The following is an 11,771-nucleotide window of genomic DNA, read 5'->3' as shown; positions in this document are numbered from 1 at the left end:
CCTAAAATTGTTTGACCCACAAATTCATATCCTCGAATTTATCGTAAATATCGCAATTTTTCGTGAGCCGGCCGCAATACCGGTACCCCATCCGGAAAAACACGGCGTTCATTCCGAAAGAGAGCGCTCTGGTCAATGAGTATGCGCAGAGGATACCCCTCCGGTTCAATTCATTTTCCAACGCATGAACGAGCAATCTCATTAGTCCTTTGTTTCGGTAAGCGGGGACGGTCGCACAATCGGTTATTTCTGCATTACGGTACATCGCGTTGATTTCCGCGGAAGCCGCGCTGACCGGCCGACCGTCCGCCTCGATGACATAAAAAATCGTTCCTTCCCGTACCGCTTGTTCAATATAGCGGGAATCATCCATTGGGGTCGGATATGTCCGGAAGGTTTGCGCGTATAAGGCGGCAAGCGGCCGGGCATCGTTCTCCGCAGCGATGCGGAGCGAGCACCCTTCGGGCAGCCGCGGACGATCCGGTTTCGGCGGAAGGGCGAGCACTTGCCCGAGTATTTGATCCTCCTCCATCCAATAATCGCTGGTCCGGCGTTCCAAAGAAAAATAAATCGCCATACAGTACGCATCGTGTCCGTTAAAATATCCTTTATATATCCCTTCCAGCATGCAGCCTGACGACAGGAACGATTGCCAATCTTGTTCGCGGGATTTTATAAACACTTTGGTCAGTGCATTGTCGATGGCGATTTCGGAAGCCCGCTTCAAGACGGAACGGGCGTCTCCCCGGTAATCGTCCACGCGCAATCTTTTGTTAAAGAAATCAAGACAGTATTGCACTGTGCAGTCGTTTCCGCTCTCAACCCGATGGATGTAGTACGGATCATCTTTCGGCATCCCGATTCCTCCTTTTCCCATGTAACTCAATAAACTTACCTGCAAAATCGGTGCCATCTCCCAAAGTGTATTCATTTGAAGGCAGAACCGGCATGCACGCCGCAAAATATTGATAAAACCGCCAAAAAGTTTGCACCAATTTAGTGCCGAGCCAACGGTTGGTTCGAATGTCGGAACCGCCAGGGCAATTTTGGCATCAAGTTTGCTTGTTATACATCGTACACATATAGATAAGCGGGGTGTGTGCCATGAGTCGGGAGCATCTGATCAAGCCGGAATTGGGCCGCCATTATCCTTCCGTCAAGTACGGGAAAGGCATTTACTTGTACGATGATCAAGGAAAATCGTATATCGACGCTTGCTCGGGAGCGGTGACGGCGAGTATCGGGCACGGGGTTCGGGAAATCATCGATGCGATGCTCGAGCAAGCGAACAAGGTTTCCTTCGTGTACCGCTCCCAATTCACGAGTGAACCGGCAGAGCGGTTGGCGAAGAAGCTAAGCGATCTGTCGCCGGGAAACGACGGCTGGGCGTTCTTCGTGAACAGCGGGTCAGAGGCGGCCGAGACCGCGATGAAGGTGGCGATACAGCATTGGCAGGAGAAGGGCCGTCCCGGCAAAGTGAAAGTGCTTTCCCGGCGGATGAGCTACCATGGGATTACTTTGGGCGCCTTGTCCATGTCTGGCCACGTTGCCAGAAGAAGGCGCTTCATCCCGCTGTTGGAAGAATTTCCTGTGGTGGCGCCTTGTTACTGCTACAGATGTCCATTCGGCAAAATATACCCCGAATGCGGCATGCTTTGCGCAGATGATTTGGAGACGGCCGTCAAGCGGATCGGAGCGGAGCATATCGCCGCGTTTATCGCGGAACCGGTCGTCGGCGCCGCCGGCGGAGCCGTAGTGCCGCCCGACGGTTATTTCCGGAGGATTAAGGACATCTGCGAACGCCATGAAATATTGCTTATTGCCGATGAAGTGATGACCGGCATTGCACGTACCGGAGCGATGCTCGCGATGGAGCATTGGGGCGTCGAACCGGATATTACCGTTCTCGGGAAAGGGATGAGCGCCGGCTATACGCCGATCGCGGCGGCGCTCGTGAAAGATCATGTAATGGAACCGATCTTGCACGGCTCGAAAATCGTCATGTCCGGGCATACGTACAGCGCGAACCCTCAATCGGCGGCCATCGCCCTGGCCGTGTTGGAGTATATGGAGAAGCATCGTTTGGCGGAGGCGGCCGAGGAGAGAGGAAAGTATTTGCTGGAACGTTTGCGCCGGACCGGTACGGCATTATCGGAGATGTGCGCGGGAAAGGGATGCTGTTGGCGATAGAGTTTGTTTCGGACCGGGACAGCAAGCTCCCGTTCCCGGCCGGGCGTGGAGTTACGTCGCTGATCGTTGATAAGGCGTTTGGCAAAGGCCTTCTGCTTTATCCGGCCGCAGGCGGGGTGGACGGAGCCGGAGATGCCGTTATCGTAGCGCCTCCATTAGTTATAACCGTGGAAGAAATCGACGTGCTGGCGCGCATTTTGGAAGAAACGATTCGGGAAGCGGCGCTTGAGATTCGGCAGACGGAACGGAGGAACGCGGATGAACAAGATCAGAACCTTGGATGAAGCGCTCGCGGTTATTACGGACGGCTGCTCTCTCATGTACGGCGGATTCGGCGGGGTGGGGACGCCTCCTGCGATTGTGCAGGGCATTTTGGAGAAAGGGGTTAAAGATCTAATAGCGATCGGCAACGATGCGGGATTTCCCGACATCGGAATCGGTAGGTTGGTCACCGCGGGGAGGGTTAAGAAGATGATCGTCTCGCACATCGGCTCCAACCCGAACGCCGGGCGGCGCATGGAGAATGGAACGATGGAGGTCGTGTTTTATCCTCAAGGAACGTTGGCGGAAAAAATCCGCGCGGGCGGCGTCGGACTTGGAGGGATATTGGTCGATGTCGGTGTCGGAACCATTATGGAAGAGGGGAGAGCGACGGCGGTCGTCGGCGGTACGACGTATTTGATCGAGCCGGCGCTGACGGCCGACGTCGCCGTTGTTCACGCGAAGCGGGCCGATCCGTTCGGAAATCTCGTTTACGACAAGAGCGGCAGAAATTTCAATCCGTTGGTCGCCATGGCTGGCGAAATTACAATCGCGGAAGCGGATGAGATCGTTCCGTTGGGCGAACTGGACCCTGAATGCATTATAACGCCGGGGGTATTCGTGGATATGGTCGTACCGGGCAAAGGGGTGAATTGGGTATGGGCGTGGGAGAAGAAAGCCGCGGCCGAATAGCGAAGCGGGCCGCCCGGGAATTGAAGGACGGCATGGTCGTCAATCTTGGAATCGGTATGCCGACAAAGGTCGCGGACTTTATCCCCGAGGGCATTCATGTCGTATTTCACGCCGAGAACGGAATATTGGGCGCGGGGCCGAGTCCGGTGCCGGGGGAAGAGGATCCGTTTTTGTGCAATGCGGGCGGATTCCCCATAACCGTGATCGACGGAGCCTCCTATTGCGACAGCTCGGTCGCCTTCGCTATGATCCGCCGCGGGTATATTGATATGACGATACTTGGGGCGCTGGAGGTGAGCGAGCGAGGCGATTTGGCCAACTGGATCGTCCCGGGCAGGCGAGTCTCCGGAATCGGGGGCGCGATGGAGCTCGCGCAGAAGGCGAAGAAAGTGATCGTGCTCATGAACCATGTCAGCCCGCAGGGCAAACCGAAGATCAAGCGTCAGTGCGAGCTGCCGCTGACGGCTCTGGAGTGCGTCGACATCATCATTACGGACATGGCTGTGCTGGAGGTGACGGATGACGGGCTCATTTTGAAAGAAATCATGTCTCCTTATACCGTTGAGGATGTAGTGCGGCATACGGAAGCTTCTTTGAACATACCGGAAAACATTGAGTTCATTCCTTGAAAAACGAGGCAACCGAAGGTTGTCCGCGAATTGATGCTTAGTACGAGCAAAAGGGGGTTTCTCCATTGAAGCATGAAATCCGGGAGTGGATGCGGCAGCATCGCGAGGAAGGAACGTTAATGCTGCAGCGTCTTGTGCGCATCCCGACCATTCAGGGCTATGAAAAAGGGGCGCAGGCCGTTATTGCCGGCAAGCTGCGCGAGCTGAAGCTGGATGTGGAGCTGTGGGAGCCGGATGGCGGCGAATTGAAGGATCACCCGTATTTTTATTCGCCGAGAAGCAGTTTTTCAGGCAGCCCCAATGTCGTCGGAGTAATGAGAGGATCGGGACGGGGGCGCTCGATCATCTTAAACGGGCATATCGATGTCGTGCCGGAAGGCGAACGCGAGCAATGGAGCGTCGATCCGTTCAGCGGCAAGGTGGAGGACGGGAAGCTGTTCGGACGCGGCGCGACGGATATGAAGGGCGGCATCGTGTCGATGCTGCTTGCGGTGCAGGCGATTCGGGAGCTTGGAATCCGGCTTAGGGGCGATGTCATCTTCCAAAGCGTCATCGAAGAAGAAAGCGGCGGTGCCGGAACGCTTGCGGCTGTTTTGCGGGGCTTCAAAGCAGACGCCGCGCTTATTCCGGAGCCTACCAACATGCGGATATTTCCGAAGCAGCAAGGCTCCATGTGGTTCCGCATTGAGGTCAAGGGGCGGTCCGCCCACGGCGGGACCCGGTACGAGGGGGTGAGCGCCATCGAGAAGAGTATGCTCGTAATACAGCATATACGAGAGCTTGAGGATCGGAGGAACGCCGGGATCACCGATCCTCTGTACGCGCGCAACCCGATCCCGATTCCGATCAATATCGGCGTCATTGAAGGAGGGAATTGGCCTTCGTCCGTTCCGGACACCGTGAAGCTCGAGGGAAGAATGGGCGTCGCTCCCGAGGAAAAGCTTGAGCATGCCAAGGTGGAAATGATCGGGTGGATGGAGCGGTTGAAGGATAAGGATCCATGGTTCGAAGCGCATCCGGTTGCGGTTGAATGGTTCGGCGCGAGGTGGATCCCGGGCAGCATGGATCCGGAGCACGAGCTCTTGCGGATTTTGGCGGATCAATACAGGGAGGCGCTGTCATGCGAGCCGGTCATTGAAGCGTCGCCATGGGGGACGGACGGAGGGCTGCTATCGGAGGCGGGAGGCACACCGTGCGTTGTTTTCGGTCCGGGCGTGACGCAAGTGGCGCACTATCCTAATGAATACATTGAGTTGGACCGTATGTTTGAGGCTGCGGAAATTATCGCATTGACCTTGATTCATTGGTGCGGAATGGAGTGAACGTGCCATGGGGCATAACCGTAACCGGAAGAAATATATCGATATGAAGACAGAATTGCCGGGGCCGCTGGCGCGGCAGCTGCTTGAGCGGCGCATGGAGCATATCCCTAGAGGTCCGTTCAATACGGTTCCTACATTCGCGGCCAAAGGGGAGGGGGCATTACTTACCGATGTCGACGGGAACACGTTCATTGATTTAGCCGGAGCGATCGGTTCGTTGAATGCCGGCCATTGTCCGCCGAAAGTGGTGGAGGCGCTGAAACAGCAGCTGGATCTATATCTGCATCCGTGCTTTCACGTCGTCATGTACGAGCCTTATGTTGCGTTGGCGGAAAAGTTGAATCGGATCACACCGGGCAGTCATAAGAAAAAGACGTTCTTCCTTAACAGCGGCGCGGAGGCTGTAGAGAATGCGGTAAAAATCGCGAGAAAATATACGGGACGCAGAGCCGTGATCTCGTTCGAACGCGGGTTTCACGGCAGAACCTACATGGCGATGTCGTTGACCAGCAAAGTGAAGCCGTATAAGCACGGGTTCGGACCGTTTGCCCCGGAAACTTACAGGCTCCCGTATCCTTACTACTACCGGGCGCAGTCGGGGATGACGCCGGATGATGTTGACGATCAAATGTTGTCCAGGTTCGAGGATTTCTTTCTGGCCGAGGTACCGGGCGAGGAAGTGGCCGCCGTCATTATGGAACCGGTGCAAGGGGAAGGCGGCTTCGTCATACCGTCGGTCGGGTTTGTGCAAGGGGTGAAGGCGTTGTGCGAGAAATACGGTATCGTGTTTATAGCGGACGAAGTGCAGACGGGATTCGGCCGGACGGGCAAAATGTTCGCAATGGAGCACTTTGGAGTTATACCGGATCTCATGACGATGTCCAAATCGATCGCCGCGGGACTTCCGATCAGCGCCGTAACCGGACACGCTGAAATGATGGAAGCGCCCGGTGTCGGCGAAATCGGGGGCACCTACGGGGGAAGTCCGCTCGGCTGCGTCGCCGCATTGCAAGTGATAGAGATGATAGAGGAGGAACGGCTAGCGGAGCGTGCGGCATCGATCGGGGCTGCGGTGAGCGAACGGTTTGTCCTGCTGCGCCAGGACATCGGCCGGATCGGCGACGTGCGCACGTTGGGCGCGATGAGCGCGATCGAGCTCGTTAAGTACCCGGAGTCGAAAGAACCGGATAAAGAATTGACCGCCCGTGTATTGCAGGAAGCGCATCGGCGTGGTGTAATCGTGATGGGGGCGGGTTTGTACGGCAACGTTATCCGCATCCTGAGCCCGCTTGTCATTACTGACGATCAGCTGGCCGAAGGCTTGGACGTGCTCGAACAAGCGGTCAGAACTTGCACCGGAGGGAGTTTGGCGACATGAAGAAGCAGTTGTTTATTGATGGGGGATGGGTCGCTGCGGACGGCTATCGCCCTTTATTTTCGCCGTACAGCGGCGAACAAATCGCCGAAATCGCGGTTGCGGGTGCCGCCGAAGTCGACCGCGCAATTCAGGCGGCGGACCAGGCAAGGCCGGTCATGGCGCGTTTGCCGGCGCATGAACGGGCTACGATATTGGAGCGGCTGTCGGCTTTGATCCGGGAGAAGTCGGACGAGGCCGCGCGTCTGATTGCGCTCGAAGCGGCCAAACCGTTAAAGACGGCAAGGCTTGAAGTCGAAAGAACGGTCATGACTTATAAATTTTCCGCGGAGGAGGCGAGGCGGATTCATGGCGAAACGATTCCGATGGATGCCGCTCCCGGAGGAGAGGACCGGGTAGCGTATACGTTGCGTCAGCCTCTTGGAGTCGTTGCCGCCATTACGCCGTTCAACTTTCCGATGAATTTGGTCGCGCACAAGGTCGGTCCCGCTATCGCCGCGGGAAATACGGTCGTGTTGAAGCCGGCCGGGCAAACGCCGTTATCCGCATTGTTCTTGGCGGAGCTTCTGAAGCAGGCGGGTCTTCCCGACGGTGCGCTGAACGTGGTCACGGGCAGCGGAAGCGTGATCGGGGACCGGCTGGTGACGGATGATCGCGTGAAAGCGGTAACGTTCACAGGGAGTCCGGAAATTGGAGCGGCGATCCGCAATAAGGCAGGTTTGAAGAAGGTCACGTTGGAATTGGGTTCGAATTCGGCGCTCATCATCGATCAAGGCGTCGATGTCGATTCGATGGCAAGCAGGGCGGTGACGGGGGCATTTTCGTATTCGGGGCAGGTTTGTATTTCAATACAGCGTATTTATGTGCATGAACGGCTCTACGATGAGTTTGTGATGAAGTTCGCCGCGCATGCGGAAACGTTGAAAATTGGCGATCCGCTGAGTGCCGAAACCGACGTGTCGGCATTGATCAGTTCCGGCGATGCGGATCGGACGATGCAATGGATCGGGGAGGCGGTAAAGCGTGGCGCTTCGGTGGCTGCCGGTAACCGGAGGGAAGGCAATATCGTGTATCCGACGGTGCTGCTCAATGTTGATCCTTTGTGCAGTGTTTCGTGCAGGGAAGCCTTTGCCCCGGTTGTTATGATTAATAGGGTCGGTTCGATGGAAGAAGGGGTTCGTGAGGTCAACCGCTCCAGGTACGGACTTCAGGCGGGCATATACACGGAAAATATCCGTACCGCGCTTGCTGCTGCGGAAGCTCTGGAGGTCGGCGGCGTGATGATTAACGATATTCCTACGTTTCGCGTCGACCACATGCCGTATGGAGGCGTGAAGGAAAGCGGCGTCGGGCGAGAAGGCGTGAAATATGCGGTAGAGCACATGACGGAGATGAAGCTGGTTTGTTTTAAGAAGTGATTTACCCATCAGACTCATGGATCGGCGGTCGTTGTTGCGAGGGACGGGCAGAATAACGCAGAAATAAACACGAAAAAAATTAGAGGCCATATCTTCGAATTGAAAATGGTCGTTTTATATAACAGGGAGGTTCAGATTAGGGGAGAAGTTAAAAAAGAGACTAGGAGGAAGCAACTTGGAAAAAATCGTAGCAAAAGTTAGCGGTATATTTATTCCCGTAACAGACATGAAGCGTTCGACGGAATGGTATTTGAACGTATTCGGGTTGGAGGTCATTGCACAGGATAATTGGTGTACAGGCCTGAAGTTCCCTGGAGCTGAAACCATTGTAAACCTATGGAAGGTAGAAAGGAAACAGCCAGTTGACTTCGATGCAGGTTCCTACCGGATATGCTATTTTAACTTTGAATCATTTGATATTCTTGCTTCACGTAGAGTGTTGCAGGAAAAGGGCGTAGAGGTTGGCGAGCTTCATGAGGAAAATTCAATCAAGTTCTTCGATTGTTATGATCCGGATGGCAACGGGCTCAGCATCGTAGAGGAGCTTCCTTCGTCGCCATACTATGAGCACAAGCAAAGATTTCGAAACAAACCCTAATGGCAGCAGCAAATAGTGGCGTGCGAGGGGCCTTTCTAGAAACCTTCATGTCTAATCAAGCGGCATTAAAACGATACTGCTATATCAAGACCTGCTCCCAATGGGACGCTGAGGACTTGCTGCAGGAAACGTTAATCAAAGCATTTCGCTGGCATGAGCGGCATCCGGACAGGGAGATAACCCGCACCTTTCTGTTCCGGATTGCGGCGAATGCATGGATTGATGGTTTGAATAGAAGCTTATGGCTAAAGATGGAACCCAATGGATTTTTGATTTGAATATGAACCAATTTATTGAAGTCGATCGCTTTGGATTGTAACAAAAAAGGAGGCTTTCAGATGAAATGCAAATATATCATGATCATGTTTTTATGCTTGTTAGTAATCCTAAGTGGTTGCAGTAAAACGGATGATATGACATCAGAAGCCCCCGTTAACCAAAACGAATCACTTACAGCGGATAATAATAAACCAAAACAAACAAAACCCAGTCAAGACAACGAGACTAACTCCCCAGACGAACCTAATATCACGAAAGTCCAAGATTTAACCGCTGATTGCTCCAAAGTTGTCATTCCTACGAATAAGGAGAGAGATACACACCTTGATAAAGAAAAGGAAATGCTTACGGTCTATTGGTATGATGAAACAAAAGAGAAAGATGTAGGAGTCGTTTTTCGGTATACAGATCCCAATTGTTCTGAAAGTGCCAGTCAGGTCTCGGCCCACGTATTGCAGGATACGCAGTCAAAGATCATATTGAACTCTATCCATATGATTAATGAGACAACCGGTTGGGCCATGACTAATCGTGGTGTGCTTCGTACCATCAATGGAGGGGAACAATGGGAAAATGTTTTTCCCTTGGATTTGGGTAAGGCAGGTTACGATAACCCCAGGTTTAAACCTTACTTTTTCATGGACTCGTTGCACGCTTGGGTGGCACTAGATGGTGGACCGATAACTATTTTCCGTACATCAGATGGTGGGGAAACGTGGGAAAAATCAGAGATAAAAGAGCAGAGTATGACCAAATACTTAACATTCTTGAATCCTAATGAAGGATGGTTAATGTCTTTTATTGACGCCGAGACCGGAGGAAAGGAATTAGTTGATATATATCAAACCCGGGATGGTGGAAGTAATTGGGTGAAAATTGCTTCAACTTTTCCTAACAACGAATTGAATAATTTTCCCTTAGAAGGAGTGAAATCCGGTTTAACCTTTTTGAATGCAACCAAGGGATGGGCTGCGGGAGCATTAACCAATGCCGAAGGCGTTACATGGCTGTATCAAACGGATGATGGCGGTCACAACTGGAAACAGATTCAATTACCGCCGCTGCCAAATTTTAAAGATAGCCTTATTGCTACAGAACTACCTATGTTTTTTGATGAAAAAGAAGGCATTCTTCCTGTCTGGACGAATCAACTTAATATTTCTGAGAATCGGTTTCATAAAATATTTTATTCGACAATGGATGGAGGAAAAACCTGGACCAGCTCTACCCCTTTGAAAAGTGAGGGAGGAGCGATCCATGATTTTATAAGTGTAAAGCAAGGTTTGGTGATAACAGGTGGAAAATTATATGTCACGGATAATGGCGGAGAAAGTTGGAAAACCATTGAACCGAATGAAGAGTTTAAAAAAAACTTACAGATAATCAAGTAAAGGATCTTGATTTAATAAATAATCAAATTGGTTATATTCTGACATCAGCAAATGAATTATTTAAAACGAGTAATGGCGGGAATTCGTGGACTAAGATATCTTTTTATATGGACTTAGCTGAAGAAACAAAAAATGAAAAGATAAGCCAAATTTCGGTAGAGGGGAATGGTTTATATAATGAAATGGAATACTACTTTGTAAATGTTAAAGATGAAAAGCTTGGGCTCGAAGGAGAAGTTATTCTTACAAAACTATACAATTTGCTTGGGGAGCCAAATCAAGAAAGAGAATGGAAAACTGGTAAAGGAGCAGATAGTTATAGCGGGATGCCCCACAGAGAAATGATATATAATGGAATTAAATTACTTATGATTGATTTAGAAAAGAATGATAGATTCACAGTAATTGATATTGAAGTGAAGAGTGACGAATATCCCACATTTCATGGTGTTAAAGTGGGGGATGATATTAATAGACTAATAGAAATATATCCGAATATAAAGAAGGAAACTGACGGATCATACTTGTACCATAACCATGCAATTTATAACGCGGTATTTGAATTTAAGGACGAAAAAATAGCCTTAATAAGGCTTTATACTGAATTGCCTTAGGCAGCTCAATCAGGGGGATCTCATTTTAAACGGAGCTTAAGAAAGCAATTCATTGACCGTAGAGAAAAGTTAAGTCATTACGACGGCTCATCGCCGACAGTGCGAACAACCCGATCTTGGACGGATTCACGCAATCCTTAATGAATCTATTCGACGCGACTCTTAAACAAATCCCGATGATCCACCGAAACCATGCCGTGACTTTGGAAGAGCATAAAGCAATTTACGAAGCATTGGAAAAGCGCAGCCCCGTGGACGCTTTCGCGAGCATGTACCGTCACCTTAGCAATACAAGAGCCAAGATTTTGAAGAAATTGGAAGACTCGGGCACGGAAACGTAGAAGTGATCTCAATATAAAAAAATGTAAGCGCTAACACCGAAGTTGTCGGTCCTGTAAAAGAAAACTCTTTTTGGGCAGGTGGGACATCATCATGGAAAGCAAACGCCAATCGGCGCCGCATGAAAGCACACCGGTGATTACCGGAATGAAGGTTGTTCCCGTGGCTGGACATGACAGCATGCTCTTGAATCTGAGCGGAGCGCACAGCCCATATTTTACCCGGAATATAGTTATCTTGGAGGATTCCAGCGGAAACACGGGGGTGGGCGAGGTGCCCGGCGGAGAAAGTATCCGGCAAACGTTGGAAGATTCTAAACCGCTTGTCGTCGGCCAATCGATCGGTTTTTATCATCGGATTTTGAATAGCGTTCGACACCGGTTCGCCGAACGCGATTCCGCAGGAAGAGGACTGCAAACATTCGATCTGCGAATCACGATTCATGCGACCGCTCCGTACAGTATCAACTGGTTGACACGTTCGCGATCGGCGGCCTGTGGGCGCATCGGTACGACAGTCTCACGTTCGCAAGCTGGGGAACGTTTCGGGGCGATAACGGCAAAGATAACTCTGCCAATGCGGCTTGGGGCTGGGACGACGGCGACGACGGCAATGTGCTCCGCGGGGAGATGGCGACGGACCCCGCGAAGTTGGTCGCCACG

General features: G+C 51.9%; 11 protein-coding genes and 2 pseudogenes. 12 read left to right on the top strand and 1 reads right to left on the bottom strand.

Going from position 1 to position 11,771, the window contains the following annotated elements; genetic code table 11:
- Nucleotide 1: 1 nt before the first annotated feature.
- Nucleotides 2-856, bottom strand: a complete 855-nt coding sequence (gene ablB / locus JET16_RS12380; protein ID WP_199616303.1) for a putative beta-lysine N-acetyltransferase — start codon at nucleotides 854-856, stop codon at nucleotides 2-4.
- A 248-nt stretch (nucleotides 857-1,104) separates the two neighbouring features.
- Here ablB and JET16_RS12375 point away from each other — a divergent pair.
- The 12 genes and pseudogenes from JET16_RS12375 to gudD all read left to right on the top strand — a co-directional run.
- A pseudogene (locus JET16_RS12375) lies at nucleotides 1,105-2,474 on the top strand (aspartate aminotransferase family protein).
- Nucleotides 2,449-3,144: a CoA transferase subunit A gene (locus JET16_RS12370; RefSeq protein ID WP_199616301.1), complete on the top strand. Its 696-nt coding sequence runs from the start codon at nucleotides 2,449-2,451 to the stop codon at nucleotides 3,142-3,144. Before JET16_RS12375 ends, JET16_RS12370 begins: the two are co-directional and overlap by 26 nt.
- The gene (locus JET16_RS12365) at nucleotides 3,111-3,773 is read left to right on the top strand and encodes a 3-oxoacid CoA-transferase subunit B (protein ID WP_199616300.1); all 663 of its coding nucleotides are present in this window, start codon (nucleotides 3,111-3,113) and stop codon (nucleotides 3,771-3,773) included. Before JET16_RS12370 ends, JET16_RS12365 begins: the two co-directional genes overlap by 34 nt.
- Nucleotides 3,774-3,838: 65 nt before the next feature.
- Nucleotides 3,839-5,095: a peptidase gene (locus JET16_RS12360; protein WP_267908685.1), complete on the top strand. Its 1,257-nt coding sequence runs from the start codon at nucleotides 3,839-3,841 to the stop codon at nucleotides 5,093-5,095.
- Nucleotides 5,096-5,102: 7 nt separating this feature from the next.
- Nucleotides 5,103-6,473, top strand: a complete 1,371-nt coding sequence (gene gabT, locus JET16_RS12355) for a 4-aminobutyrate--2-oxoglutarate transaminase (RefSeq protein WP_199616299.1) — start codon at nucleotides 5,103-5,105, stop codon at nucleotides 6,471-6,473.
- Complete coding sequence (locus JET16_RS12350; RefSeq protein ID WP_199616298.1) at nucleotides 6,470-7,888, top strand: aldehyde dehydrogenase family protein; 1,419 nt, start codon at nucleotides 6,470-6,472, stop codon at nucleotides 7,886-7,888. Before gabT ends, JET16_RS12350 begins: the two co-directional genes overlap by 4 nt.
- A gap of 175 nt (nucleotides 7,889-8,063) precedes the next feature.
- On the top strand, nucleotides 8,064-8,486 hold the full coding sequence (locus tag JET16_RS12345; protein ID WP_199616297.1) for a VOC family protein: 423 nt from the start codon (nucleotides 8,064-8,066) through the stop codon (nucleotides 8,484-8,486).
- On the top strand, nucleotides 8,486-8,764 hold the full coding sequence (locus tag JET16_RS12340; protein ID WP_199616296.1) for an RNA polymerase sigma factor: 279 nt from the start codon (nucleotides 8,486-8,488) through the stop codon (nucleotides 8,762-8,764). Before JET16_RS12345 ends, JET16_RS12340 begins: the two co-directional genes overlap by 1 nt.
- Nucleotides 8,765-8,824: 60 nt before the next feature.
- The gene (locus tag JET16_RS12335) at nucleotides 8,825-10,156 is read left to right on the top strand and encodes a WD40/YVTN/BNR-like repeat-containing protein (protein ID WP_199616295.1); all 1,332 of its coding nucleotides are present in this window, start codon (nucleotides 8,825-8,827) and stop codon (nucleotides 10,154-10,156) included.
- Between the two features lie 107 nt (nucleotides 10,157-10,263).
- Nucleotides 10,264-10,770, top strand: coding sequence for a hypothetical protein (locus tag JET16_RS12330; protein WP_199616294.1), 507 nt, complete (start codon nucleotides 10,264-10,266; stop codon nucleotides 10,768-10,770).
- Nucleotides 10,771-10,859: 89 nt separating this feature from the next.
- Entirely contained in the window at nucleotides 10,860-11,111 is a 252-nt protein-coding gene (locus JET16_RS12325) for an FCD domain-containing protein (RefSeq protein WP_325176687.1), read from the top strand.
- Between the two features lie 91 nt (nucleotides 11,112-11,202).
- Nucleotides 11,203-11,556, top strand: a pseudogene (gene gudD / locus JET16_RS12320) (glucarate dehydratase); the annotation flags it as partial.
- Nucleotides 11,557-11,771 lie beyond the last annotated feature (215 nt).

Source organism: Paenibacillus alkalitolerans (assembly GCF_016482785.1).
GTDB classification, from domain to species: domain Bacteria; phylum Bacillota; class Bacilli; order Paenibacillales; family YIM-B00363; genus Paenibacillus_AE; species Paenibacillus_AE alkalitolerans.
The sequence above is the reverse complement of the archived record's forward strand: the minus strand, read 5'-3'. Positions and strand labels throughout refer to the sequence as shown.

What these genes read in the sequence shown, in the direction of transcription:
- JET16_RS12370 (WP_199616301.1), top strand. Translation starts at nt 2,449, where the DNA reads ATGAACAAGATCAGAACCTTGGATGAAGCGCTCGCGGTTATTACGGAC.
- JET16_RS12335 (WP_199616295.1), top strand. Translation starts at nt 8,825, where the DNA reads ATGAAATGCAAATATATCATGATCATGTTTTTATGCTTGTTAGTAATC.
- JET16_RS12350 (WP_199616298.1), top strand. Translation starts at nt 6,470, where the DNA reads ATGAAGAAGCAGTTGTTTATTGATGGGGGATGGGTCGCTGCGGACGGC.
- JET16_RS12340 (WP_199616296.1), top strand. Translation starts at nt 8,486, where the DNA reads ATGGCAGCAGCAAATAGTGGCGTGCGAGGGGCCTTTCTAGAAACCTTC.
- JET16_RS12365 (WP_199616300.1), top strand. Translation starts at nt 3,111, where the DNA reads ATGGGCGTGGGAGAAGAAAGCCGCGGCCGAATAGCGAAGCGGGCCGCC.
- gabT (WP_199616299.1), top strand. Translation starts at nt 5,103, where the DNA reads ATGGGGCATAACCGTAACCGGAAGAAATATATCGATATGAAGACAGAA.
- ablB (WP_199616303.1), bottom strand. Translation starts at nt 856, where the DNA reads ATGCCGAAAGATGATCCGTACTACATCCATCGGGTTGAGAGCGGAAAC.
- JET16_RS12330 (WP_199616294.1), top strand. Translation starts at nt 10,264, where the DNA reads ATGGACTTAGCTGAAGAAACAAAAAATGAAAAGATAAGCCAAATTTCG.